The organism is Microbispora hainanensis, from assembly GCF_036186745.1.
In the GTDB taxonomy this organism is placed as follows: domain Bacteria; phylum Actinomycetota; class Actinomycetes; order Streptosporangiales; family Streptosporangiaceae; genus Microbispora.
Map to the genome: position 1 here is coordinate 8,624,899 of NZ_CP108086.1, position 26,118 is coordinate 8,651,016.

Annotated in this window: 18 protein-coding genes; 7 read left to right on the forward strand and 11 right to left on the reverse strand. The window is 72.3% G+C overall.

Annotation, left to right across the window (positions count from 1 at the left end; genetic code table 11):
* The first annotated feature begins 24 nt into the window (after positions 1 to 24).
* A complete protein-coding gene (locus OHB01_RS39035; RefSeq protein ID WP_142645728.1) occupies positions 25 to 789 on the forward strand; it encodes a LamB/YcsF family protein in 765 nt (254 codons plus the stop codon).
* Between the two features lie 137 nt (positions 790 to 926).
* Here OHB01_RS39035 and OHB01_RS39040 read toward each other — a convergent pair whose 3' ends face one another.
* The 3 genes from OHB01_RS39040 to OHB01_RS39050 form a co-directional block, all read right to left on the reverse strand.
* Complete coding sequence (locus OHB01_RS39040) at positions 927 to 2,630, reverse strand: ABC transporter family substrate-binding protein (protein WP_328854718.1); 1,704 nt, start codon at positions 2,628 to 2,630, stop codon at positions 927 to 929.
* A gap of 111 nt (positions 2,631 to 2,741) precedes the next feature.
* Positions 2,742 to 5,090, reverse strand: a complete 2,349-nt coding sequence (locus OHB01_RS39045; RefSeq protein ID WP_328854719.1) for an AAA family ATPase — start codon at positions 5,088 to 5,090, stop codon at positions 2,742 to 2,744.
* A gap of 123 nt (positions 5,091 to 5,213) precedes the next feature.
* Positions 5,214 to 7,526 (reverse strand): hypothetical protein, encoded by a 2,313-nt coding sequence (locus OHB01_RS39050; protein WP_328854720.1) that lies wholly within the window; start codon positions 7,524 to 7,526, stop codon positions 5,214 to 5,216.
* Positions 7,527 to 7,748: 222 nt separating this feature from the next.
* Between OHB01_RS39050 and OHB01_RS39055 the strand changes: the two genes are divergently transcribed.
* Together OHB01_RS39055 and OHB01_RS39060 are read left to right on the forward strand one after the other, a co-directional pair.
* A complete protein-coding gene (locus OHB01_RS39055; RefSeq protein ID WP_328854721.1) occupies positions 7,749 to 9,338 on the forward strand; it encodes an MFS transporter in 1,590 nt (529 codons plus the stop codon).
* Between the two features lie 76 nt (positions 9,339 to 9,414).
* Positions 9,415 to 10,191, forward strand: coding sequence for a DoxX family protein (locus OHB01_RS39060; protein WP_328854722.1), 777 nt, complete (start codon positions 9,415 to 9,417; stop codon positions 10,189 to 10,191).
* A gap of 232 nt (positions 10,192 to 10,423) precedes the next feature.
* Here the strand turns inward: OHB01_RS39060 and OHB01_RS39065 are convergent, their stop codons facing one another.
* Positions 10,424 to 11,782, reverse strand: coding sequence for a sensor histidine kinase (locus OHB01_RS39065; RefSeq protein ID WP_142645732.1), 1,359 nt, complete (start codon positions 11,780 to 11,782; stop codon positions 10,424 to 10,426).
* A gap of 215 nt (positions 11,783 to 11,997) precedes the next feature.
* Here OHB01_RS39065 and OHB01_RS39070 point away from each other — a divergent pair, with 215 nt between their 5' ends.
* Both OHB01_RS39070 and OHB01_RS39075 read left to right on the forward strand, forming a co-directional pair.
* A complete protein-coding gene (locus tag OHB01_RS39070) occupies positions 11,998 to 13,056 on the forward strand; it encodes an isopenicillin N synthase family dioxygenase (protein WP_142645733.1) in 1,059 nt (352 codons plus the stop codon).
* Between the two features lie 34 nt (positions 13,057 to 13,090).
* Positions 13,091 to 14,242, forward strand: coding sequence for a low temperature requirement protein A (locus OHB01_RS39075; RefSeq protein WP_328854723.1), 1,152 nt, complete (start codon positions 13,091 to 13,093; stop codon positions 14,240 to 14,242).
* Between the two features lie 143 nt (positions 14,243 to 14,385).
* Here the strand turns inward: OHB01_RS39075 and OHB01_RS39080 are convergent, their stop codons facing one another.
* From OHB01_RS39080 to OHB01_RS39100, 5 genes are all read right to left on the reverse strand, one after another.
* Positions 14,386 to 15,669, reverse strand: coding sequence for a GH1 family beta-glucosidase (locus tag OHB01_RS39080; protein WP_147942837.1), 1,284 nt, complete (start codon positions 15,667 to 15,669; stop codon positions 14,386 to 14,388).
* A complete protein-coding gene (locus OHB01_RS39085) occupies positions 15,666 to 16,673 on the reverse strand; it encodes a LacI family DNA-binding transcriptional regulator (RefSeq protein ID WP_142645736.1) in 1,008 nt (335 codons plus the stop codon). Before OHB01_RS39085 ends, OHB01_RS39080 begins: the two co-directional genes overlap by 4 nt.
* A complete protein-coding gene (locus OHB01_RS39090; RefSeq protein ID WP_328854724.1) occupies positions 16,664 to 19,501 on the reverse strand; it encodes a glycoside hydrolase family 3 protein in 2,838 nt (945 codons plus the stop codon). The genes OHB01_RS39085 and OHB01_RS39090 overlap by 10 nt, the downstream gene beginning before the upstream one ends.
* A 584-nt stretch (positions 19,502 to 20,085) precedes the next feature.
* Positions 20,086 to 21,042, reverse strand: a complete 957-nt coding sequence (locus OHB01_RS39095) for a hypothetical protein (protein ID WP_328854725.1) — start codon at positions 21,040 to 21,042, stop codon at positions 20,086 to 20,088.
* Between the two features lie 153 nt (positions 21,043 to 21,195).
* Complete coding sequence (locus OHB01_RS39100; RefSeq protein ID WP_142645739.1) at positions 21,196 to 22,407, reverse strand: ROK family transcriptional regulator; 1,212 nt, start codon at positions 22,405 to 22,407, stop codon at positions 21,196 to 21,198.
* A 511-nt stretch (positions 22,408 to 22,918) separates the two neighbouring features.
* On the opposite strand from OHB01_RS39100, the gene OHB01_RS39105 reads away from it, so the two are divergent.
* The gene (locus OHB01_RS39105; RefSeq protein ID WP_142645740.1) at positions 22,919 to 23,266 is read left to right on the forward strand and encodes a hypothetical protein; all 348 of its coding nucleotides are present in this window, start codon (positions 22,919 to 22,921) and stop codon (positions 23,264 to 23,266) included.
* Positions 23,267 to 23,436: 170 nt separating this feature from the next.
* Here the strand turns inward: OHB01_RS39105 and OHB01_RS39110 are convergent, their stop codons facing one another.
* Positions 23,437 to 23,691, reverse strand: a complete 255-nt coding sequence (locus OHB01_RS39110; protein WP_142618158.1) for a hypothetical protein — start codon at positions 23,689 to 23,691, stop codon at positions 23,437 to 23,439.
* Between the two features lie 66 nt (positions 23,692 to 23,757).
* Complete coding sequence (locus OHB01_RS39115) at positions 23,758 to 25,143, reverse strand: hypothetical protein (protein ID WP_147942834.1); 1,386 nt, start codon at positions 25,141 to 25,143, stop codon at positions 23,758 to 23,760.
* A gap of 222 nt (positions 25,144 to 25,365) precedes the next feature.
* Here OHB01_RS39115 and OHB01_RS39120 point away from each other — a divergent pair, with 222 nt between their 5' ends.
* On the forward strand, positions 25,366 to 25,896 hold the full coding sequence (locus tag OHB01_RS39120; protein WP_328854726.1) for a hypothetical protein: 531 nt from the start codon (positions 25,366 to 25,368) through the stop codon (positions 25,894 to 25,896).
* Positions 25,897 to 26,118 lie beyond the last annotated feature (222 nt).

Consider the following 26,118-nt stretch of genomic DNA (forward strand, 5'->3'; position numbering starts at 1 on the left):
CACCGAGCTGCGGGAGGCACGGCGATGACCACTGGCGTGATGGACCTGAACGCCGATCTCGGAGAGGGTTACGGGATCTGGCGGCTCGGGGACGATGTGGCCCTGCTCGACCTGGTGACGAGCGCCAACATCGCCTGCGGCTTCCACGCGGGCGACCCGCTGATCATCCGCCGCACCTGCGCGGCGGCGGTGGACCGCGGCGTGACGATCGGCGCCCAGGTCTCCTATCGCGACCTGGCCGGCTTCGGCCGCAGGGAGATGGAGATCGATCCGGAGGAGCTGTGCTCCGACGTGCTCTATCAGCTCGCCGCCCTGGACGGCATGGCCAGGTCGATGGGCGGGCGGGTGTCGTACGTGAAACCGCACGGCGCCCTCTACAACCGCGCCTGCCGCGACGAGGAGCAGGCGGAGGCCGTGGTGGCCGCCGTGGAGGCCTTCGGCGCGGCGCTGCCGATCCTCACGCTGCCCGGGTCGGCCCTCTCGCGGGTGGCCGCCCGTCATGGCGTGCCGTCGGTGGCCGAGTGCTTCGCCGACCGCGCGTACACGGCCGAGGGGACGCTGGTGCCCCGGAGGCGGCCGGGGGCGGTGCTGCACGATCCGGACGAGGTCGCGGCCCGCGCCGTGCGCATGGCCACGGAGGGCGTGGTGACGACGATCGAGGGCGGCGAGGTGCGCGTCGGCGCCCGGTCCGTCTGCGTGCACGGCGACACCCCCGACGCCGTACGGATCGCCGCCGCCGTCCGCAAGGCGCTCCTGGAGGCCGGCGTGACGGTGGAGCCGTTCATCTGACCCGCCAGGCCCCGTGCCGTCGGCTGGGGGCCCCTGTCGCCGCATGTGCCTCCCGGGCACCGCCTGGGCGCCTCCTGGGCGTCGCCGGGGGCCTCCGGCGGCCCGGAGACGGCCCGGAGACGGCCCGTGGGCGCCGCTCAGGAGGCGTAGCCGATGTCCTCGTACCTGAGGTCGAAGAACCCGTTGGCCCCGACGTTGGCCAGCGCGGACCGCACGGCCACGCCCTGCGGGCTCTGGTAGAGCGGCAGCACGTTGACCTTCTTCCAGACCAGCCGGTCGGCCTCGTTCAGCAGGCCGGGCACCTTGCCGGGGTCGAGCGTGCTGCCCGCGCGATACATGGCCTCGTCGATCTGCCTGCTCCCGCTGCGCCCGAGGTTGGAGTACCACTCGACGTCGTCGCCCCGGCCGCCCCTCTCGCCGTCCGCGTAGATGTCGAAGGCGCTCGACACCGGGAACGGCGAGCTCGGATAGGCGAATGCGGTGATGTCGAAGTCGCCGGGGATGAGGTGCTTGCCGAAGAAGTCGTTGAAGGACACCTTGCGCACGTCGACCCGGATGCCCACGCGATCGAGCATCTGCCGGGCGACGCCTGCCTCGACGCCGCTCATGACGATGCCGTCGGGCACGACGAAGCGCAGCGTGAGCGGCTTGCCGTTCTTCACGCGGGTCTTGCCCGACAGCTTCCAGCCCGCCTGGTCGAGCAGCTGCCCGGCCCGTTTCGGGTCATACGCACCGATCTGTCCGGCGTTGGCCTGATACCCGTACTGGCTGTTCATGAGGAAGTGGTTGTCCAGCGTCACGATCGGCCAGCCGAGCCCCTTGAGGTCCACCTGCATGAGGCCGCGGCGGTCGATCGCCGCCGCGACGGCCTCGCGCACCCGCGCGTCGGACAGGACCGGGCTCTCCCCGTTGAAGGTGAACTGCCGATACTGGGTGCCCGCGGCCTGCCGGATCACGGCGTCCCACGCCTCCCTGACCCGCGCGTAGTCGTCGGAGGACGGGCCCACCTCGAAGAGGTCCACGTCGCCCTTGGTGAACGCGTGGACCATCTGGTCGGGGCGCACGGTCCGGAACTCGATGGCGTCCAGTTTGGCGCGGTTGCCCCACCAGGCGGGGTTGCGGGTGAGCCTGACCGTCTTGCCCTTGACGTCGAGACGCTCGACGCGGAACGGCCCCGCGGTCACCGGGATGTGGTTGATCCAGTCGGCGTTGAACGCCGCCGCGGTCGCGTTGGTGCTGCTGGGATACAGCGGCGTGAACAGCGACTGCCACTCGTTGAACGGCTGGGCGAGGGTGACCACCACCTCGCGGTCGCTCGCCCCTCTGGCCACGCTCTGGATGTTCTCGTACGCGATGGTCGAGTCGACCCGGTAGTCCCGGTCGTGGCCGCTCATGGCCTTCCACTGGGCGGCGAAGTCGGTCCAGGTGATCGGCCTGCCGTCCGACCACTTCGCCTTGGGGTTGATGGAATAGGTGATGACCTGCCGGGGAGAGGTCGCGGTGATCCTCGCGTTGGTCACGTAGTCGGTGTCGAGCGTCAGCCGCCCCCGCTCGTCGGAGCGGAACGTGCGGGGCATCAGCGCGTCGGTCACCGCCTTGACTCCGGTGCCGTCGCCGTCGATGTGGTTGCGGTTCCACTGGGTCGGGAAGTCGGTGAGCCCCCACCGGAGCGTGCCGCCGTCCTTGACCTTGTCGCGGGCCATCGGGTTGATGTCGTACGCCTTGACCGGGGAGGGGGCGAGCCCGTTGTCCGGTTCACCGGGCCCCCGCTGCACGCCGCAGGCACCGGCGGCCCACAGAGCGGCCAGTGTGGCCAGGGCGACCGGCCATCGTGCTCTCACGTGCTTCTCCGATCCTCCGGCTACCATCCGCAGTCGATTAGTAGCAGGAAGTGACGGCTCGCGGCCATCGGGACACGCGTCTGCGGGGTTCCCCTGACACGTCCTACGGCATCAGGACAACTCGTCCACCGCGCTGCGGACGTCCTCGCTGGTGATCGTCGTCAGCTCGGCGGCGTTCGCCGACCCCTGCTCGGCGAGCCGGACGTCGCGCCGCAGCGCGGCCCGCTCGTAGAGCGACCGGGCGAAGCGGCCGTTGCCCAGGCCGTCGATGAGCCCCTCCCGGCACACCCAGTCGAAGACGTCGGCGAGGTCGCGGGCGGCGGAGGCGTCGAACCTGTCGCCGCTGCCGGAGGCCAGCAGCTCCGCGATCTCGGCCAGCTCCGACGGCCGGTAGGAGGGGAACGACACGCGCTGGTTGAACCGGGAGGCCAGGCCGGGGTTGGTCGCCAGGAACGCGTCCATCTCGCGCTCGTAGCCCGCCAGGATGATGACCACGCGGTCGCGGTCGTCCTCGGCGCGCTTCAGCAGGGTCTGCACCGCCTCGGCCCCGAAGGCGTCGCCCCCCGAATAGCCGGTGTTGACCAGGCTGTAGGCCTCGTCGATGAACAGCACCCCGCCGAGCGCCCGGTCGACCAGCTCGTTGGTCTTGATCGCCGTGGCGCCGAGGTGCTGGCCGACCAGGTCGGCCCGCGACGCCTCGACCACGTCGGGCCGGGCCAGCAGGCCCAGCGCGGAGAAGATCCGGCCGAGGATGCGCGCGACGGTCGTCTTGCCGGTGCCAGGAGGGCCGACGAACACGAAGTGCCGCATCTGCGACTGGACCGGCAGGCCCTGCTCCTGGCGCATCCTGGCCACCTTGAGCTGGGCGGTGATCGCGTGCACCTGCCGCTTGACCGGTTCGAGGCCCGCCATCCTGTCGAGGTCCGCGAGCGCCTCGTCCAGGGTCGGGGTGACCTGGTAGCCGCGGTATCGTGCGGTGATCTCGTTGAACGCCTTGGTCACGTCGTCGGCGGTGGTGGTGACCAGGTCCTCGCCGCGCGGCGCCCCGCCCGCGCTCACCACGCGCACGTCGCGGGCCTGCGCCGCGGCCTCGGCGAGGCTGCGGGCGAACCGGGCGTTGCCGAGGTCGTCGACGAGCCCCCGGCGCTCCACGTCCTCGAACAGCCGGCGCAGCACGGGACGGGCCTCCGGGGCGAGCCGGTCTCCCCGGCGCTGCTGCAGCGCCTCGGTGATCTCCAGCAGCTCCGCCGGACTGTAGCTGGGGAAGCGCACCCGGGTGGCGAAGCGGCTCGACAGCCCCGGGTTGGACGCGAGGAAGTCGTTCATCTCCCGCTCGTAGCCGGCCAGGATGACGATGAGCCGGTCACGGTCGTCCTCGGCCCGCTTGAGCAGCGTCTGCACGGCCTCCGCGCCGAACCGGTCGGGCTGGCCGTCGCCCGAGTTGATCAGGCTGTACGCCTCGTCCACGAACAGGACGCCGCCGAGCGCGCGGTCGATCAGCTCGTTGGTCTTGATCGCCGTGGCCCCCAGGTATTCCCCCACGAGGTCGGCCCGCTGCGCCTCGACCACGAACGGCGTCTCCAGCAGCCCGAACGCGTAGAAGATCTTGGCGAGCGACCTGGCGACGCTGGTCTTGCCGGTGCCGGGAGGGCCGACGAACACGAAGTGGCGCATCGGCCGCTCGTTGGCGTAGCCCGCCTCCCTGCGCAGCCGGGCCGCCTCTATCGACGCGGCGATGGCGCGCACCTGCTCCTTGACCGGTTCGATGCCGATCATGGACTCCAGCTCCGCGAGCGCCTGCTCGACCGTGATGGGCGGCGGGGCGCCGGCCTCGGCCGCGGCGGTCTGGTGGCCGCCCGCCCTGCCGCGCACCTGCACCTGGGTCTCCGCGCCCGCCGCCTCCCGCTCCGCCTCCGCGCGCACCCTGCGGGCCAGCACCAGGCGATAGAGGAGCACCGCCGCGACGACGCCGTACGCGCCCCACAGGGCGGCGGACGGCGACAGCGGCGACAGCGACAGCGCGACGACGCCGGCGGGCGCGAGTGCCATCAGCGTCGTCAGCCACGGCGGGACCCACCGGATCAGGTGGGCCGCGACGCCGGTCAGCGCGCCCAGCAGCATCAGCAGGCCGGGCGCGATCGACTGCCCGCCGAACACGCCCATGAACAGCGGCAGCAGCAGGCCCCACCCGGCGAGCACGAGCACGGTCGCGGCGGCGCGCGGATAGCTGAGCGCCAGCGCGAGGAAGCACAGCGCCAGGAACGTGTAGATGAACGTGGGCACCAGCGACCAGTTGAGCGCCGCGGCCAGGCCCATGGTGGCGACGAGCAGCACGACGAACAACGCGCGCCGCGCGAACGGCGGAAGTTGGAAATAGCGGAAACGCACCTGTTCGAACAGATCACGTGCCGCAGTCCGGCTTAAGAGGCTCGCCGCCCGTGCCCTGTCGGAGTCCCGCATCGACGCCTCCCCGCTTCGACCCCGGTTATACCGCACGTGCGAACGGAATGGGTGGACCCAAGCGGCGCGGTGGACGACGCACGTCGCCGGAACCGGACGCGCGCCCGAGTTGCGTGGTTCGCGCTACCGGGTGCGGGCCTGGTGGCGTCCGGGGTACTCGCGCATCAGAACCTGCCGCGGCGTCACCCGCAGCACGTCGTCGTCCGGCACGGCGACGCCCCGCACCTCTGCCCAGAATCGCGGGTCTCCCACGAAGAGCACCACGCGGGGATCGCGCCGCACCGCGTCCCACGCCTCGTCGCCCGCGATGAGGCGGAACTCGCCCGCCGGGCTCACCGAGGTCACGGCGCTCACCGCGAGCGCGCGCGGGCCGTCAGCCCCGGTGCAGGCGAGGACCACGTTCCGGGAGTAGGCCGCGGCGTGCCGCACTTCCTCGCTGAGACCGGCCGAGGGGGTCAGGTCGCCGGGGATCCGCGCGCCCCGCGACTCGGACGGCACGAGCGAGGCGCGCCACGGACCCGGCCCGCCGCGCCACCACGCCCGTACGGCACGCACCGCGAAGGCCGCCGCGCCGAACGCCAGCGCGCCCCACGCACAGCGCCACAGGGCCACGACGGCGGGGCCGGGTCCCATGAGGGCGTGCGCCGCGCCCGCCGCGGCGGCGCAGAGGGCGGCGACGGCCGGGGCGGTGAGCGCCGTGGCGAGCCACCGGTCGTCCGGCCGCGGCGCGCCCGTCGTGCGCGCGTGCAGCAGCCCAACCGGGACCGCCAGGCACGCGACGGCGGCGAAGGGCACCGTGGTCACGAAAGGCAGGAGCATGAGCACCGCGGCCGCCTGCCACGCGCGGGCCGCGACGATCCAGTACGCGACGGCGATGTCACGCGCCGCCGCCCGGTCGGCCGCCGCCGCCCGCCCCCGATCGGCCACGCCGGACCCAGCCGGCCGTACGGGTGGTTGTGCGGGTGGCGGCGCTTGCGGCGGCACCCGCGACGGCATGGGCGGTGAGGCGGAGCCTTGCGCGGGTAGTGGCACGCGAGATGGGACGGGTGGCGGCGCTTGCGGGGGCACGCGTGGTGGCGTGGCCGATGAGGCAGGTCGTTGCGCGAGTGGTGGCACGCGTGACGGCATGGCCGATGAGGCAGGTCGTTGCGCGGGTGGTGGCACGCGTGACGGCATGGCCGATGAGGCGGGTGGTCGCATGCGTGACGACGAGGGCACATGCAGCGCGGTGGCGAACCGCCTCAGCGCGGCGAGCGGGCGCCCCCGCCACGTCTCGGCCAGGAGCCGGACGGCGAGCGCCACGACGGGGTTCAGGAGCACCAGCCCGGTCGCCCCGGCCCAGACGCCGCCCCCTTCGTGCAGCGAAGCCGCCCCCGGCTCCGGCAGCGTGGCCAGCTCCGCCAGGTACGCCGCCGGGGTGAGCAACCCGAGCGCGACCGACATGAAGAGCCGCAGGTCGCGCCGGAGCATCCCGGGGACGTAGGTCCAGGCGCCGACGCGCGCGGCCTGCCGGAGGCAGACCACGAGGACGGCGGCGAGCGCCAGCGCGCCGACGACGCGCACGTCCCCCCGCATGGCGGGGAGGTCGTGCGGGCCGGGGAGATCGTGCACACCGGGAAGGCCGTGCATTCCGAGGAGGCCCTGCACACCGGGAAGGCCGTGCATTCCGAGGAGGCCCTGCACACCGGGAAGGCCGTGCATGCCGAGGAGGCCCTGCACACCGGAGAGGCGCCGCGTGCCGGGATGACCGTTCGCGCCGGGGAGAAGGCCCGGCAGCAGAACGGCCGCGCAGATCCCGGCCGTCGCGACCGCGAGGATCACCCGCACCTGCCGCGACCAGGTCTCCAGGGCACGCCGCGCACGGCCCGTGTCGCGGGGGTCGGCCTCCCACGCGGGGTCGTGGTGGTCGCGCGGCCGCTGCCAGCGCAGCAGGGCCAGGCCGAGGTTCACCCACGCCGCCGGGTGGTCCCGGCGCCTGCGCAGCGCCGCGCCGTACGCCCGGGCGGCCCCGTCGTGGTCACCGCGCAGCAGCGCGAGGTCGCCGCACAGCACGTGGGGGTCGGGCTCGTCGGGGGCGAACCGGACGGCGCGGCGGGCCTCCGCCCAGGCCTCCCGCCACCGTCCGGGGATCCGCCGCAGCGCGCTCGCGAGCCGCAGCCGCGCCGCCCAGGAGCCGGGCGCGAGCCGTACGGCCTCTCGTGCCGCCGCCACCGCCTCGGTGTCGCGCCCGAGACGCTCCAGTGCCGCCCCGACGAGGCGATGCCCCCATTCGTCCTGCGGATCGCGGCCGATCGCCTGGCGCGCCGCTTCCAGCGCCGCCTCCGGCTGGTCGCACGACAGCCGGGCCACCGCGACGGCGCACCAGGCGCGGGCGTCGGCGCGGTCGAGCGGGGGCGGCACCGGGGACGTGTCGCGTCCGTCGATATCGCTCCCCACGACCGCATGATCCGTTGCGGCCGGTCTCTTGCCTAGACGCGGGATATATACCTATGGCTCTCTAGAGAGGCGGATTGCTCCGCTTGATCACCTGGGGTGATGGGGATCCGGCGATTTGTTCCCGACATCACCGGAAGGGCTGAGAGATCCGCTTCCCATGGCCTAAGCTGCCACGCATGTTCCAGCTGGCCGGGATCTCGGAGCAGGAGCACTGAGCGGACTATGATCATGGTTTCGGTCGAGTCCGCCGCCGTCCGCGCCACCAGTGCCCTGCGGGAGCGGAGGGCGAGCCGGTGGTCGGTGCTCGTGCTCCTGTGCTTCAGCCTGCTCCTGATCGCGGTCGACGCGACCGTGCTGCACATCGCCGTCCCGGCGCTCACCGCGGCCCTGGAGCCGTCGTCCGTACAGCTCCTGTGGATCATCGACATCTACTCGCTGGTCGTCGCGCCGCTGCTGGTGACGTTCGGCACGCTGGGCGACAGGTATGGCAGGCGGCCCCTGGTGCTCGGCGGCTACGTGGTGTTCGGCCTGGCCTCGCTGTCGGCCGCGTTCGCCGCGACCCCGCTCGCGCTCATCGTCTCGCGGGCCTTCCTCGGCGTCGGCGGCGCGATGATCATGCCGGCGACGCTCTCGATCATCCGGCAGGTCTTCACCGACCGGCGCGAGCGGGCGATCGCGCTCGGCGTGTGGAGCGCCGTCGCCGCCGCGGGAGCGGCCGTCGGGCCGCTGATCGGCGGGGTCCTCGTCGAGCACCTGTGGTGGGGCGCGGTCTTCCTCATCAACGTGCCGCTGCTGCTGATCGCGTTGCCGCTCGCCGTACGGATCCTGCCGGCGTCACCGCGGCGGGCCGACCATCCGTGGGACGCGCTGAGCGCGGCCCTGTCCACCGTGGGCATCCTGGCGATCGCGTTCGGGCTGAAGGAGGCGGGGTCGGGGCACACGCTGGGCCGCGGGCTCTCGCTCGCCGTGCTCGCGACCGGCGTCGCACTGCTCGTCTGGTTCGTACGGCGGCAGCGGCGGCTGGCGTTCCCCCTGCTCGACATCGGCCTGTTCGCGCAGCGCGGCTTCGCGACGGGCGTCGGCTGCGTGCTGCTGGCCATCTTCGCGCTGGTCGGGCTGGAGCTGATGCTGGCGCAGTATCTCCAGCTCGTGCTGGGGCTTTCGCCCCTGGAGGCCGCCGTGCGGATGCTGCCGCTCATGGTCGCGGCGATCGCGGGCGGCCTGGCCGCCGCGCACGTGCTGGGGCGCGTCGGGCTGCGCGCGACGGTGGGCGGCGGCCTCGCCCTGACCGCGCTCTCGCTCACCCCGGTGCTGACCTGGGGCACCGAGCAGCATGCGGTGATGCTGACTGCCTGCTTCGTGGGGATCGGCTTCGGCGTCGAGGTCGCCCTGCTGGCGGCGTCGGACACGATCATGGCAACCGTGCCGGAGTCGCGGGCCGGCGGCGCCGCCGCGATCGAGGAGACGGCCTACGAGCTCGGGGCGGGCCTCGGCATCGCCGTCCTCGGGACGATCACCACGATCGTGTACGCCCCCTCCCTCGCAAACGTGCCGGGCATCCCGGCCGGGCTCATGGCGCAGGCGCGTGAGTCGCTGGCCGCGGCCGCGCACGTGGCCGACGAGACCGGTGCGGCCGGGACCGCGCTGCTGGAGGCCGCCCGCGCGGCCTTCGTCACCGCCCTGCACTCCACCATCGCCGTCAGCGTGGCGCTGCTCGCGCTCACCGCGCTGGCGGTGGCCCTGCTGCTCCCCCGCCACGTTCCCACCCCCGCGAGCGCCGACGCCGAGGAGTCCGACAGCGTACGGACCTGAGCGGACCGGACGCATGACGGCGGCGTCGGCGGGAAAGTGTCCGGGCAAGTCACCCCCCACCCCAGAGTGAGAAGCCGTGAAGAGAACCCTGCACGACTTAGCCTCGCTGGCCGCCCGCATGGGCGTCGGCGGGATCTTCTTCGCCAACGGCTGGCAGAAGCTCGAAGCCGGCCTCAACGCGACCGCCGACCAGTTCACCGCGCTCCAGGCCCCGCTGCCCCATGTGTGGGCGCCGGTGACCATGCTGACGGAGCTGGTGGGCGGCACGCTGCTGATCGCGGGCCTCATCGTGCCGGCCGTCGGGCTCCTGCTGTTCGCCGAGGCTCTCGCGGTGTTCGTGATCACGGCCGGGGACAGCGGCCTGCCGCTCACCGGGGGCGACATCGAACTGATCGTGGCCCTCGGGGCCGCCTCCGTGCTGCTGGCCGTCACGGGCGCGGGCCGGATCTCCGTCGACCACATGGTGGTCATCAAACGGCGCGAGGCCGAGGCCGCCGGAGAGTTCGCCGCCGACGCGGTCATCGCGGCGCTGCGCCCGCCACAGCCCGGGGAGCCGGGTGCGGACGAGCCCTCCGCCCGGCCCGCCGCGTCCGGGTCCGGGTCCGGGCCCGGGCCCGGGTCCGCTTCAGGGAAGCCCGCGCCCGCCCCCTCCACCGGCTCGGCCGGGTCGCCGGAGCCGCCCTCGGCGAGCGGTGCGAGTGCGGGCTCCACCTCGTCCGGGACCAGTACGGCCGCGGAGCCGCCGGGCGAGGAGGCCCCTGCCACGACGACGGTGCGGAAGGCCACGCCCCGGCAGCGGCGTACGCGGCGCGAGGACGACACGACCACGGAGAGCCGCGCCGAGGCCCACTGACGGCGGGTCGCCCGGCACGGGCCACAGGCGCGGCCCCCGCGCCCGCGCGTGCGGCGTGCCCGTGCGGCGGCTCTTGGATACGGCGTGCGAGTGGATACGGCGTGCGAGAGGCGGCGTGTGAGCCTCCGCATGCCGCGTGCGTGGATGAAGGGTGCGGCGTTTCCGTGCGGTGAGTGGGCCCGGTCTTCCCGTGCGGCGTGTACGAGATGCGGAGGGGCCCGGCCGGGGCCGGTCAGGGCTCCTGGGAGAGCGGCAGGCACAGGAGGAATCGCGCGCCGCGGGGGCTGTCCATGATCGTCAACGTGCCGCCGTGGCTCTCGGCGATCTGCCGGGCGATGGGCAGGCCCAGTCCGGCACCCCCGGCGTTCCTGCTGCGGGCCGAGTCGAGCCGGGTGAACCGCTGGAAGACGAGGTCCCGCTGGTCCTGTGCGATCCCCGCGCCGTCGTCGAGCACTTCGAGCACGGCCACGCCGGAACGGAACCGTGGGTCCCCGTCATGCGGGTCCTCTCGCCGCACCTCCACCCGTACGGTGCTGGCTGCGTGCCGTTCGGCGTTGTCGAGGAGATTGGTGACCAGGCGGCCCAGCCGGATGCGGTCTCCCCGGACGATCACGCCGGGGGCCAGCTGCGAGACGATCCTCTTGTGCGGACGGCGGGCGTCCAGTTCGGCGGACACGAGCTGCCCGAGGTCCAGCCGCTCGCGCTCGCACGGCGCGCCCGCGTCGAGACGGGCCAGCATCAGCAGGTCGGAGGCGATCGCCTGGAGCCGGTCGAGGCTCTTCAGCACGGCCGGCCCGATCTCCCGCAGGTCGGACTCCTGCGGGGCGCGCAGCGCGTCCTCCACCTGCGCGCGGATCGCGGTGATCGGGCTGCGCAGCTCGTGGGACGCGTCGGAGGTGAAGCGCCGCTGCTGCTCCAGCGTCTCCTCCAGCCGGTCGAGCGTGTAGTTGACGCTCTGCGCGAGGTCGTGGATGTCCCCCTTGGCCTCGGGGACCGGCACCCGCCGCCCGAGGTCCGAGGCGTTGATCTCGTCGAGCTCGGCCCTGATGGCCCGCACCGACAACATCGCCCGCTGCACGCTGCGCTGGGTGCCGTACGCGACGGCGGCCGTGACGAGCGCGGATCCCACGATCAGACCGACCACCAGGCCCGGCGGCACGTTGAACGGCTGGCTCGGCGCGGCGCTGTAGACGGTCCAGTCGCCGCCGTTGCTGTAGACCTCCTGCGCGACCACGGTGTAGCACCGGTCCGGGCCGAAGACGCCGCCGCAGACCTCGCGCGTGGCCTTGCGGGACGGCGGCGAGGGATGGAAGCTCGCCATGGGCGGCTTTCCGGCCATGTCCGGCGTCGCAGAACGCACCCTGCCCTGCGGGTCCACCACCTGGACGGGCTCGTCCCGCCCACTGGGGGGCAGCACGCTCTCCACCTGTCCGTGGTCCACGAGATAGGCGACCCGCCCGCCCGTCGCCGTCACCCTCAGCACTAGGTTGTCCCGGGCCGCCACGTGCAGGGACCACACCAGGACGAACGAGAACGCGATGCACAGCAGGGCGACCACCGTGCCGGTGAACAGCGCGATGCGATTCCTCAACGACCAACGATCCCCGAAACCCACCTGATCGCCCACTTACGACGTGGCGAACTATCCGTGCCTAAGAAATCTACTCTTCGGGGCGTTATTACTTGGTAACGGAACAAACTGGACGAGATGGTCCTATCAGGTCGAAATGCCTCCCCGCGCAACACGACCGGCAAGCAGGTAAAGGAGCCTTCCGGACGGCCCTTCCGGATGGTGGGATATGGGATATGAACGCCGCTGGACCACTGCCGGTAATCGACGTCTCCGCCCTCACCGGCTCAGGGACCGGCCCCGGAACCGGCCCCGGGACCGGCCCAGGGAACGGCCCCGAAGCAGGCCACGCGCGCGCCGAGGTCGCACGCCGCATCGAGGCCGCCTGCCTGGACAGCGGTTTCTTCTACATCACCGGACACGGCGTGCCCCAGGCCCTGATCTCCGAGCTCAGGGACGCAGCGGATCGTTTCTTCCGGCTGCCGGAGGAGCACAAGTCGCGCATATCGATGGACCGGGGCGGGCGGGCCTGGCGCGGTTACTTCCCCGTGGGCGGCGAGCTCACCTCCGGCCGGCCCGACCTCAAGGAGGGCCTCTATTTCGGCGCCGAACTCGAACCCGACGATCCCCGGCCGCTGCACGGGCCCAACCTCTTCCCCGAGGAGGTGCCCGAGCTGGGCCCGGCCGTGCTCGCGTACATGGACGCCCTCACCCACGTGGGGCAGGCGGTCATGCGGGGCGTGGCGCTGAGCCTGGGGCTCGACGAGGACTACTTCGCCGCCGGTTACACGGCCACGCCCACGACCCTGTTCCGGATCTTCCACTATCCGTCCCCGCCGTACGCCGATCCGGAGGAGTGGGGGGTCGGCGAGCACACCGACTACGGCCTGCTGACGCTGCTGCTCCAGGACGACAATCCCGGCCTCCAGGTGCACACCTCACGTGGCTGGATCGAGGCGCCGCCCATCCCGGGCACGCTGGTCTGCAACATCGGCGACATGCTCGACAAGCTGACCGGCGGGCTCTATCGCTCGACTCCGCACCGCGTGCGCAACGCCACCGGCCGGAGCCGGCTCTCCTTCCCGTTCTTCTTCGACCCGGGCTGGGACTGCGAGGTGCCGCCGCTGCCCTCGCTGCCCGCCCGCGAGGGGGGCCGCCCCCGATGGGACGGCCTGGACCTGCGGGCCTTCACCGGCACGTACGGCGACTACCTGACCGCGAAGGTCGCCAAGGTGTTCCCGGGACTCGGCTGCAGGGTGCTGCCGCCGTCCTCTGGAGCACGTGAAAACGTGTAATCACACAAGCGGTGTAAGCAGCACAATGTTGGCCATGCCTCTCCCCCGCTGGTTCGCCGAGCGCGTGGAGCCGACCGCGCCGGATGCCGAGCTGCGTGTCTCCACGATCGAGCTCTTCTTCGACCTCGTGTTCGTCTTCACGATCACGCAGCTCACGTCGCTGCTCGTGGACGACTTCACCCGGCAGGACGGAGAGGGGTTCACCGGCCAGGGCACCGTGCAGGCGGTCCTGATCTTCGGTCTGCTCTGGTGGATGTACTCCGGCTACGCCTGGCTCACCAACACCGTGCCGCCGGAGCGCGCGGCCCGGCGGGTGCTGATCCTGGGCGGCATGGCCGGGTTCCTGATCATGGCTCTGGCCATCCCGCGCGCCTTCTCGGGCAGCGGCGTGGCGTTCGCCGTCGGCTATCTCGTCATCGTGCTCGTCCACGGCGGGCTCTATCTCCAGGCGACGGCCGCCATCGCCCGGGTCGTGCCGTTCAACCTGACCGCGACCGCGCTCGTCTTCGCCGCCGCGTTCGTCGATTCGCCGTGGAACTACGCGCTGTGGACGGCGGCCCTCGTGCTGATCTGGCTGAGCCCGATCTTCATCGGGCAGAAGGGCTTCCCCCTGCACCCGGCGCACATCGTCGAGCGGCACGGCCTGCTCGTCATCATCGTGCTGGGCGAGTCGATCGTGGCGATCGGCATCGGGGCGACCGACGGCCACCCGGGCGCGGCCCTGATCGTCGCGGCCCTGCTGGGCCTTGCCCTCACCGCGTCGCTGTGGTGGGTGTACTTCGCACGCGACGAGAGCGGGCCCGAACACGCGCTGATGCGGGCCGACGTCGTCCAGCGGACCCGGCTCATCCTGGGCGCGTACTTCTACGCCCACATCCCGATCCTGCTCGGGATCGTCGCGACCGCGGCCGGGATCCACAAGGCCGTGGGTCACGGCCGCCTGGACCTCGGCCCCGCCGTGGCACTGGCCGGGGGAACCGCGCTGTTCCTGCTCGGCGACCTGTGGTTCCGCCGGGTGCTCGGGCCGACGCGGACCGCCGTACGGGTCGCCGCGGTGCTGCTGGCCGCGGCGACCGTCCCGATCGGCCTGTGGTCGTCGGCCGCCCACCTCGGCGTGCTGGTCGTCCTGCTGATCGCGATGATCTGCGTCGAGAACGTCCTGCAGCGGCAAGCCGCCACGGCCTAGCCGAACGCGTCGTGGGGGTTCGCCCGGGTGGCTGCGGAAACCGGCGCGGAAACCGGCGCGGAACCGGTGCGGAACCGGCGGGAATCCGGCGGGAATCCGGCGGGAATCCGGCGGGGAACCGGTGCCACCCGGGCGGGAGAGTCTCAGTCCGCCAGGCCGTTCCTGGCGATCACCTCGCGATACCAGCGGGCGCTGTCGCGCGGCGTGCGCTCCAGCGTGTCGTAGTCGACACGGACGAGCCCGAACCGCTTGTGGTAGCCCCGGGCCCACTCGAAGTTGTCCATCAGCGACCACACGAAGTAGCCGCGCAGGTCGGCGCCCCGGTCCATCGCCGCCCGGGCGGCGCGGAAGTGGGCGTCGAGATAGGAGATCCGGCCGGGGTCGGACACCCCGTCGGGCACGGCGGCCCCGTTCTCCGTGATCATCAAGGGCGTGCCGGGGTAGTCGCGCGACAGCCGTACGAGCAGGTCCTCCAGGCCGGCGGGGTTGATCTCCCAGTCCATCTCGGTGACCTCGCCGTGCGGGTCCTCCCAGGCGATGCCCTCGCTGCCGGGATACTCCGGATGCCCCTCGGCCGAGGGATCGGCGACGACCCGGTTGACCGTGTAGTAGTTGACGCCGAGCACGTCGATCGGCTGCGCGATCGTCGGAAGGTCGTCCACGTTGACCTTGGTGAAACGTTCCAGGTGCGCGAGGACGTCGGCGGGATACTCGCCGCGCAGCACGGGGTCGAGGAACAGCCGGTTCGCCAGCCCGTCGATCAGGCGGGCCGGCTCGGGGTCGCCGAGGATCGGCGTCAGGTTCAGCGTCAGCGAGACGGTCTCCGCGCCTCCCGCCCGCAGCGCCTGCACGGCCAGGCCGTGCCCGAGCATCAGGTTGTGGGCGGCGGTGAACGCGGCGGCCGGGTCGGTCACCCCGGGCGCGTGCCGGCCGGACCCGTGCCCGACGAACGCCGACACCCAGGGCTCGTTGAGCGTCGTCCAGACGCCGACGCGGTCGCCGAGGAGCCGGTGCACGACGGCGGCGTAGTCGGCGAACCGGAAGGCCGTCTCGCGGTTGGTCCAGCCGCCGGTGTCCTGCAGCGTCTGCGGCAGGTCCCAGTGATAGAGCGTCGCGACCGGCGTGATGCCCTTGGCGAGCAGGGCGTCGACGAGGCGGTCGTAGAAGCTCAGGTCGGCCAGGCGCGGCCAGGCCACCGAGAACCGGTAGGCCTTCAGCCCCAGCCACGCCATGATCTCGACGTCCTCGAGATAGCGGTTGTAGTGGTCACAGGCCACGTCGCCGGTGTGGCCGTCGGCGACCATCCCGGGGGTGTGGGAGAAGGTGTCCCAGATCGAGGGCACGCGGCCGTCGGCGTGGACCGCTCCTTCGATCTGGTACGACGCGGTCGCGGCCCCCCACAGGAAGCCGTCGGGAAATGAGGTCATCGTGAACTTTCGCGAATCGTCAGCCGAGGTTCGAGGAGTGTCGACTCCGGGACGGCCTGGCCCTCCAGCTTGGCCATGAGCAGCCGGACCGCCTGCCTGCCGACGTCCTCGGCGGGAATGAGCACGGAGGTCAGCGCTGGGCTGGCCCGCTCGGCGATGTCGTCCGGGCAGATCGCCACCACCGAGACGTCCTCGGGCACCCGCCTCCCGAGGATCCGCAACGCCCCCAGCACGTGGCCGGCGGCCGCCTCGTTGTGCACGACGAGCCCGGACAGGCCCGGCCGCTCGTCGAGCAGCAGCTTGACGGCGGCGTGGACCTCGTCGAACGACTCCTCGCAGGGGCGCGCGTCGGCCTCGATCCCGTGCCGCCGGGCCGCCTCGACGAAACCCGCCATCGTCCGCTCGGCGAAACCCGTGCCGCGCTCGTAGACCACGCGCGGCGCGCCGAGCAGCGCGATCTCGCGATGGCCGAGGTCGGCCAGATGGTCGGCGCACAGCGCCCCGGCGCGGGCGAAGTCGAGGTCGACGCAGGTCAGCCCTTCGGGGTCGGCCGGGAAACCGATCAGCACGGCCGGCTCGGCGAGCTTGCGCAGCAGCGGCACGCGGGGGTCGTGGATCTCCACATCCATCAGCAGCAGCCCGTCGACCAGCGCGCTGGCCGCCACCCGGTGCAGCCCCTCGGCCCCTTCGTCCGCCGTCATGAGCAGCACGTCGTGGTCGTACTGGCGGGCCGTGGTGACGACGGAGGTCGCGAACTGCATGAGGACCGGCAGGTTCATGCCTGCCCGCAGCGGCAGCACCAGGGCGATGACCTTCGCCCGCTTGCTCGCCAGCGCGCGGGCGCCGGCGTTGGGGTGATAACCGAGGACCCGCACGCTGTCCAGGACGCGTTGCCGGGTGGCCGCCGAGATCGCCCGCTTGCCGCTCAGCACGTACGACACCGTGCTGACGGCGACCCCCGCGTGCTTGGCGACATCGGCGATCGTCACGGTCCTCACGGGCAGAACCCCAACGCGCTCACCGTGACCCCCTCGCTCTCGTACACCACATAAAGATCGCGCACTCCCGCGGCTCCCGCCAGAGGGGTGCTCACCTCCACGAAATCATGCCTGGTCGCCGTGGGCGGAACGCTGACCGCGCCGGCGACCTCGCCGATCAGAGGATCGTCGAGCCGCAGCGTGACCACGCCGCCCTCGTCGCTCGACACCGCGAGCAGGCAGGCGGAGGGGCCCTGATCACCGAAGCCCCCACCGAAGTCCCCACCGAAGTCGCAGTCCTTGAAGACGATCCACGCCCCCGGTCCCGTGGAGCGGACCGCGTCGCCGGAGTCGAGAGCGGCGTCGCACAGCACCACACCGTCGTACTCGTCGTGATCGGCCGCGTCCAGTGGCCCCGAGGTCAGGTCGCGCGGCGGGATGCGCTCGCCGCGCACCCGGAACGGCGCGCACAGCCGGATGTCCCCCGACGAGGCGCCCACCTGCACCGTGTGCGCGGCCTCCTCGACCACGAACCTGCCGCGCGTCACGTCCCAGAAGGCGAGGTCGCCGACCGGCACGTCCACCGACACCGTACGGCTCTCGCCCGGCGCGAGCCGCACCTTGACGAAGCCGCGGAGCTGGCGCAGGGGCTGCTTCACCCGGGAGCGCCGCTGGTGGGTGTAGAACTGCACGACCTCCTCCCCCGCGCGTCCGCCCGCGTTCGTCACGGTCACCCGGACGGTCAGCGTGTCGCCCTCGGCGAGGTCGGCCGACGACAGCTCCAGGTCGGAGTAGGCGAAACGGGTGTAGCTCAGGCCGTGCCCGAACGGGTAGAGCGGCCGGCCGCGGTAGTAGAGGTAGGTGGCGTCGGAGGCGATGATGTCGTAGTCGAGCAGGTCGGGCAGCTCGGCGGCCGAGCGATACCACGTCTGGGTGAGGCGGCCGCCCGGGTCCTCGTCGCCGAGCAGCACATCGGCGAGCGCGTGGCCGTACTCCTGGCCGCCGTGGGCCGACCAGACGATCGCGGGCAGGTGCTCCTGCGCCCAGGTCACGGCGAAGGGGTAACCGCTGGAGACCACCAGCACGGTCGCCGGGTTGGCCGCGTGGACGGCCTTCAGCAGAGCCTCCTGCCGCTCGGGCAGCGCCAGCGTCGCGCGGTCCTCGGTCTCGCGGCCGTTCACCAGCGGGTGGTCGCCGAGCACGACGATCGCGACGTCGGCGCGGGCCGCCGCCTCCGCCGCGCGGGCCGCGCCGCTCTCGACGGGCTCCAGGGCCAGCACGGACGCGGCGTCGGGATCGTCGGTCGTGCGCACGACGCCGCCGGTCACGGTGACGTAGTCGCCCGAGGAGATGTTGCGCAGCACCACGCCCCTCGGCCGCTCCTCGATCCGGAAGGTCTGGCGCACCTCCCAGCCGTTCGGTCCCGGCTGGTCGTTGGTGAGCACACCGCCCTCACCGGCCTGCACGTGCCGGCCGTTGGCGCACGACCGGAACGCGTACGCGCCGCCGCCCCAGTCGAACACGTCGAAGCAGGAGCGCTCGCTCCCGACGTACAACGGCCCGCCGGCAGGGTCGGCGGACGCGCCGACGTACCCGCCCTCGGTGCGCAGCGCCACCCGGTCGACGCCCTCGCAGTAGACGGTCTCGCACCGCTCGGCGAGCCCCGCCAGGGCCGTGACCTGGTAGGGCAGCGTGCCGCTGTACCAGTCTTCGAACAGCGCGTCGGCCAGCGGGCCGATCACCGCGACCGTACGCGGGGCCGTCAGCGGGAGCAGTCCGTCGTTCTTCAGCAGGGTGATCGACTGGCGGGCGGCCTCCCGCGCGAGCCGCTGGTGCTCGGGGCTGTTGACGACGTCGTGGGTGATGTCGTCGTACGGCGTGGCGGGGTCGAACTCGCCCAGGCGCACCCGGATCGACAGCGCGTGCCGGGCGGCGGAGTCGATGTCGGCCTCGGTCAGCAGGCCGCGGTCGAGCGCGGTCCTGACGTGGCCCAGGGTGGCGGTGCTGTCCGCGTCGTCCTGGGTGAAGCTGTCCAGCCCGGCCTTGATCGCGTGCGCGTACGCCTCCGTCAGATCCTTGTGGTAACCCTGCAGCCCGGCGAGGTTGCCCGGCGCGTACGCGTCGCTGACCACGAGGATGTCGTCGGGCGCCCACGTCCGCAGATGGTCGGCGATCAGCGGCGACAGGTGGGCAGGCCGGCCGTTCACCAGGTTGTACGACGGCATGACGGCCACCGCGGCCCCCGCCTCCAGCGCCGGGCGGAACGCCTTGAGCTCGTATTCGTGCAGCACCCGCGGCGGCAGGACGCTGGAGGTCACGCACCGGTCGGTCTCGTTGTTGTAGCCGAGGAAGTGCTTCAGCGTGGGCGCGGTCTTCAGCACGGACTGGCCCCCGCGCAGGCCGCGCGCGTAGGCGGTGCCCATCACCCCGGTCAGCCAGGGGTCCTCGGAGTAGCCCTCCTCGTTGCGCCCCCAGCGCGGGTCGCGCAGCGGGTTGACCACCGGAGCCCAGACGTTGCGGCCCACGCTCTGCGGATCCTTGTGGTGGAAGGCCATGACCTCGTCGCCGGTCGCCTCCCCCACCTGGCGGACCAGGTCCGGGTTCCAGGTGCTGGCCAGGCCGACGGCCTGGGGGAACACCGTCGCCGGGCCGTGCCAGGCCAGGCCGTGCAGGGCCTCGGTGCCGGTGCGGAAGCTTCGCAGGCCGAGCCGTTCGACCGGCGCCTGGTATTGGTGCAACAGGCCGATCTTCTCGTCGAGCGTGAGCCGGCCGAGCAGGTCGTCCACCCGTTCGGCGGGAGACAGCGCGGGGTTCCGGAATGCCGGGTCCTGGTCGTGTCTCGCCGGTTCGTTCATCTGGAGACTCACCCTTCGCGTCGAAGCGCTTCGATGACCTGCCGAAAAACGCGCCCGTGAGGGGCGTCGCGAGGATCCGCATGTTCGGTTGGGGAAGCGCCGTCGTCGAAGCGCTTCGAAAGGGTTACCGCAAGTTTCCGGCGTGTAAATCCGGGCTTATCCGGAAGAGTGCCCTCATCCTCGGCTCAGGTCAAGACCCTTGTTCGCACCGGTTTCACGTCGATGTCACACCGCTGCCCCCTCCGGCCGTACGCGGAGCCGTGGCGTGGGCCGCATGCCGAGCCGGGCGGCGGGCTGTAGGCGGAGGCTGGGTGCGGGCCGCGGGCCAAAGCGAACGGCGAGCTGTCCGAGCTGTAGGTGAAGGCGGGTCCGGGCCGCGCACCAAGGCGAACAGCGAACTGCGAGCGAAGCCAGGCACAGGCCGCGGGCGAGGACGGGCGGGGGGCCATGCGCGGTTCTGACGCGAAGGCGGGCGGCGGGGGCATGCGGCGGGCGCGGGCCGTATGCGAGCCCTGACACGAAGGCGGGCGCGGGGCCGGAGTCCCGGCAGGCCCGCGCCCGCCCTTTCCGCCGACGCTCGGGCGTCAGCCGACGATCTGCAGCAGTGCCTGCCGCCTGGCCGCGGCCGGCTCGGTCAGGCGCTGCACCTGCCTGCCGTTCCTGTCGAGTACGACGAGGGTGTTGGCGGTGCGCCCGGCGACCCGCACGACGAGGCGGCCGTCCCGCAGGTAGTAGGCGCCGATGAGCGAGCCCTTCACCGGGATGGCGACCTTCTTTCCGGTGGCCACGTCGACCACGACCGGACGGAAGCTCCCCGGCCAGGAACCGTCCCCTCCTGCCGCGTTCCTCGACAACGGCGCCACGACGACCTTCGAGCCGTCGGGAGACAGGCTCTGCACGTGGTTCGCGAGAGCGACGCCCTTGACCTTGGTCGCCTTGCCGGTCTTCACGTCGAGGCGGTAGACGCCCTCGGTCGTCCCGGCGTACCCCGCGAGGTAGCGGCCGTTCGCCGACCAGGCCAGGTGGCACAGCCCGAGGGTCGTGCCCGCCCTCCTGCGGCCCCTGCCGTCGGCACCGACGACCGAGATCGGCCGCGCGTCCGAGTTGCCCTTCCCCACGTACGCGACCCGCCTGGAGTCGGGCGACCAGACCGGGGTGGCACACGGGAACCCGGCCGCGGCGCCCTTGGCCGCGGTCGTGACCCTGCGGCCGTCGCCGACCCGCACGTACCCGGCGTCGGTTATCCAGGCGAGCTTCCTGCCGTCCGGGGACGCGGAGAACTGACCCGTCATCGGCATGGCGCCCAGCTTCGTGAAGCCCTTGCGGGGCTCGTAACGGCTGACCGGGAAACCGGTGTCGTACGACAGGTAGACGGCGACCCCGGTGAGGGGCTTGGGCGCGGCGAAGGCGGCGGCCGGAGCAGCGGCTGGGGCAGTCGATGTGGGAGCGGCCAGTGCGGGGGCGGCGAACGCCGGGGTGGCCAGCGCGGCCGTGAGCGTGGCGCAGAGCGCGGCGGCGGACAGCGGGCGTGTGTTCATCATGGTCCAATTCGTCGGCAGTGCATGTTCGACGCCTCGCGTCCCGGCCGGGTTCGCAGTCGCTCGATTCCGGTACACCTGCCGCCAGGACCAATGCACCGGGCGCATGGGTCCGGCCCGGCGCGCCGCCCGCGCGGGCGGGCGGCGGGGTGAGGGTCAGCGTTGGGCGGGCAGGCGGCCGGAGTCGACCGAGTCGAGCACCCGCGCGGCGGCCCCGAGCGCGGCGGCGCCGTACCCGAGCGTGGACACCTCAAGGCGGCAGCCTCCCCCGCCGGGGGCGAGCACCCTGCCGTACATCTCCTCCTCCGCGCACGCGACGAGCCAGGGCGCCAGCGGCACGTAGTAGCCCCCGAGGATCACGACCTCGGGGTTGAGCATGTTGGCCACGGCGGCCATTCCCCTGCCAAGGTGGCGCCCCACGTTCTCCAGCAGCGCGAGGATGTCCTGTTCGCCGTTGCGTGCGCGGCGTACGACCTCGTCGATCTCGAGTTCGAGCTCGGACGGCGAGGCGTCGGGCGCGGTGTGCGCGAGGATCGCGCCGATCCCGGCGACGGCCTCCAGGCAGCCGCGCCGGCCGCAGCGGCAGGTGGGCCCGGCGGGGTCGAGCTCGATGTGGCCGATCTCGCCGCTGTAGCCCTGCCCGCCCCGCCTGAGCCGGCCGTCCATGATGATGCCCGCGCCCACGCCGACCTCGCCGGTCACGTAGACGAGGTTGGCGGCGTTGCGGTGGGGGCCGAACCGGTGCTCCGCCAGGGCGGCGAGGTTGGCGTCGTTGTCCACGAGCACGGGGAAGCCGGGGTCGCGCAGCGCCTTGGTGAGGTCGCCCGCCAGATCGGCGTCGCGCCAGCCCAGATTGGGGGCGACCCGCACGTTCCCGTTGACGTCGACCAGGCCGGGCACGGCCACGGTCAGGCCGAGCACCTGCCGGGCCTCTTTGGTCATGCGGCTGACGACCCGCCGGGCGAGCGCCGCCATGGCGACGACCGCCTGCCCCGCACTGGAGGTGCCGCCGGGGAAGGACCGCCGCCAGTTCAGGAGCTCCTCGCCCTTGAGGTCCACCGCGACCGCCGAGATGTAGTCGACGTTGACCTCGATGCCGATCGCGGCGTACGGCGAGCCGTCCAGGACGAGCATGGTGGCGGGCCGGCCCACGCGGTGCTCGGTCAGGCCGGTCTCGCGGAGCAGGCGCCGGTCGATGAGATCGGCGACCAGGCTCGACACGGTGGCCTTGTTGAGGCCTGTCGAGGCGGCGATGTCGGCACGCGAACAGGGGGCGTTCTCCCGGACGAACCGCAGCACGACGGCAAGGTTGGTCGCCCGCACGTCGGTGAAGTCGGCCGGCTGTGGCCCGTTGTGCGATGTGATCAATGTCCGCCCCGTTCCCGCTCGGGCTCATCATGCCGCAATTGCGAGCAATTTGACACGACAGCGGCGGCTGGAATCGCGGCACGCACGGACGCGCGGGCAGCCCCGCGCCCGGCTTGGCACCGGCCACCGGCCCCAGCGCCTCCCGGGTAACCTGGTGGCACTCGACTCCTCCGACATTTGTTTGGCTAAGGAACTAACTAAAAGACTACCGTGCAGCGTTATGTGAATCCAGGGGCAAGCGCCCGGGTGATACGAGGGACGCGCCGGCGGACTCTCGGCCGGTGTCGAAGTCGAACACCAGGGGCGAACCGCGCCGGCACGAACCCGGAAGCCGAGCACTGAGGGCGGACACCGGAGGCGAACACCGGAGGCGAACACCGAGGGCGGACACCGGGGGCGAACACCGGGGGCGGACACCGGGGGCGAACCGCGGAAGCCGAGCACCGGAGGCGAATCGGGGAGCAACCGGAGTGCAAACGGGAATCAACCGCCATAGGCGAGCCTGAGCACCGTGAAGAGGGACATGTCGCATTACCTCGGCGAATTGCTCGTGTGGGAGATCGAGGACTATCTCCGTGCCCGCTCCGCCCGGCCGGAACGGGCCCGGGTGGCCCGCATCCGGGTGCCCGACCGGCCCGCGGCCGAGACGGTCGCCGCGGACCTGGAGGCGGGTGGCAGTTTCCACGCCGCGGCGAGGCGGGCCATGGCGCTGGGCATGACCCTGTCGGACGACCTGTTCTGCGTGGTGACCAGGGACGAGCACCCGGAGGTGTTCGAGGCCGTGCCCGGCACCACGCTGCCGCCCAAACGCGAGGGCGAGGGATTCCTCATCATCCGCCTGGTCGGGTTCGAGCCCTGAGCGTGTCGCGCGGCATGAGGGCCTCCGGCGGGAGTGGATCCCGCGCGGAGGCCCTCATGACCGTCAGGGCGGCCCGCCGCTCTTGGTCGTGTCTGACACAGATCATGGCTCTGCTGCGCGCGGCCCGTACGGCGCCGCGCTCGCGACGGGCAGCATGCGCCGGACGCTCCCTAGCGTGCGACGGCGCCCGTGACCTCTCGGTCGACAATCCTGGTCGCGCCCGCCTCCCGGGCGCAGTGCGCGCAGCAGAACCAGCGGCCGTCGAACTCCGAGCCGTGGCCCACGATGCGGCACCCACAGTGCTCGCACACGGGCGCCATCCGGCTGATGGCGCATTCGAAGCTGTCGAAGACGTGCACCGCTCCCTGGCTGTGCACTTCGAAGGCCATGTCGTAGTCGTTGCCGCAGACCTCACATGTAGCCATGGTTTTCCCCCCGTCGACTCGCGGTCGAGGGGGGAAATACCCGCCTAAATCTGCACGAACACCGCCTCACAGGGCGTCGAGCAGGGCCTTGGCCACGGACTTCGCCCCGGTGGCCGCCTCCTTCGGGTCCATGAGCACGGAATCGGCCGAGTTGATCGGTGTGTTCTCCGGGCGGTCACTGCCGGACAGCAGCACCCAGATGACGTTCTTGCCGTCCAGGGCGTAGATCTCGTACCGGTTGCCCTGGGCGGTGTCGGTGCGCTGCCGGATCGCCTGGCCGAACGCCTCCTGCCCGAAGCCGGTCAGCTTCTCGACCCTGCCCCACTTGATGCCGCCGATCTGGCTGTTCGCCGTGAACTTGGTCTTCGAGCGCTGGTCGATGAGGTAGTAGCGGGCGGATTCCTCGTCCCAGAAGGTGTGGATGGCGACCCGCAGGTTGCGCCACCGGACCTTGCCTCCGCCGAGCGGCAGCTTCTCGTTCCACCACTGGCACTGGGAGACGTTCGACTTGCCCTCCTTGCTCCGCACCGCCACGCCCTCGGTGTCCGGCACCAGGGTGGCCGCCAGCGTCGTGAGACTCACGCAGGCCCGGGGCAGGGGGATCTTCGTGGGCGAGGGCGACGGCGTCGGGCTCGGCTTGGGACGCGCGTGATAGGGCAGCGGCTGTCCGGCCCGCCAGGCGGTCACCGACTTGGCGAGCTGCCCGAGCAGCCCCTTCACCTCCCGCAGGGCGTTCTCCTCGGTGATCGACTGCGTGGACTCCGTCGAGAGGAAATCGGCTTCCTTCTTCTTCTGGCTCGCCTCGTACTTCACCTGGAAGACCACGTCGCCCACCCGGCCGACTCCCTGGCCGAAGGAGTACCAGTATTTGTCGCCCTCCCGCGTCCACTGGTACTGCGCGGCCGCCTGGTCGCCGATGCCCTGGTACTCCTGGACCGGCGAGTAGTAGTGCTCCTTGTCCGAGTGGGTCTCCTGGTACTTGTACTGCTTGAACTCTCCGTCGAACTGGATCCGCGCGGACTTCTCGGCCGTGGTCGTCCCGATCGCCTCGTACTTGGACACGTTCACCGTGATCTCACGGCTGCGGATGAGGTCCTTGTACGAGATGTTCCGGTTGACCCAGCCGCACGTGTAGCGGACGTAGCTGACGAGGCTGTCGCCGCGGTTGTCGTTCGTCGAGGAGTCGATCGTGGCTCCCGGCACGAGGCGCTCGGCCTCGTCCGGGTCGAGCATCGAGCACACGTCGGCGGTCGCCGCCACCGGCGCGGCCGTGGCCGAATTCCTGGCCGTCGCCGCCGCCGTCGTCGTCGCACCCGCCTTGGTGGTGGTCGTCCCCGTCTGCCGCATCGTCATGAAGGCGAACGTCCCCCCGGCCACCACCAGTACGGCGACGACCGCCGCCACCGGCAGCACCCATCCCCGCCGCGCCGGAGCGGAGGGCTGGGTCGGCATCTGCCACAGCTCGGGCGGAGGCGGCGTCGCCGCCTGCCAGCCCTGTCCCGGCTGCCCGGACGGCGGGCCGCCCTGTCCACTCTGCCCGCTCTGGCTGCTCTGGCCACTCTGCCCGCCCTGGGACGGATAGGGATAGGGATTCGACTGCGGTTGCGGTGATTGAGACTGGGGCGACTGCGACGCGGGCGGCTGCGAACCCGGGGGCTGAGGCGGCCCGGCCGGATGCCCCGCCTGCGGCAGGCCCTGACCGCTCGACGCCCCGGGATACCCTTCCGGCTGCGGCGCGCCGCCGGGCGCGGCACCCGGATAAGCACCCGGGTACGGCTGCGGCCCGGCCGACGGACCGGGATAGGGCCCCGGGGCGGGATACCCGGCCTGCTGCGGCTGCGCGCCCGGCTGCTGCTGCGCACCAGGCCCCGAACCGGAATACCCACCCGGCGGCTGCTGCCCACCGGGGTACCCGTCCGCCTGCGGTTGAGGACCAGCCGGGTACGCACCCGGCTGCGGCTGCCCACTGGGATACGCGCCCGGCTGCGGCTGCGCACCGGGGTACCCCCCGTGCTGCGGCTGGGACCCGGGCGGCGTTCCCGGATACCCACCCGGCGGCTGCTGCCCACCGGGGTACCCGTCCGCCTGCGGTTGAGGTCCAGCCGGGTACGCGCCCGGCTGCGGCTGCCCACTGGGATACGCGCCCTGCTGCGGACCGGCAGGGTACGCACCCGGCAGCGGCGGACCGTACGCACCGGGCTGTAGCGGTAGAGCCCCCGGCGTGCCGGGCGGGAGTCCCGGTCGTGCGGCGGACGGCTGATAACCGGGCGGGGCACCGAACGGTGAGCCGGGCTGTGAACCAGGCGGCGGGCCGAACGGTGACGCAGGCTGAGGACCCGACTGGGGACCAGGCTGAGGACCCGACTGCGAGCCAGACTGCGAGCCAGGCTGGGGACCAGGCTGAGGACCCGACTGCGAGCCAGGCTG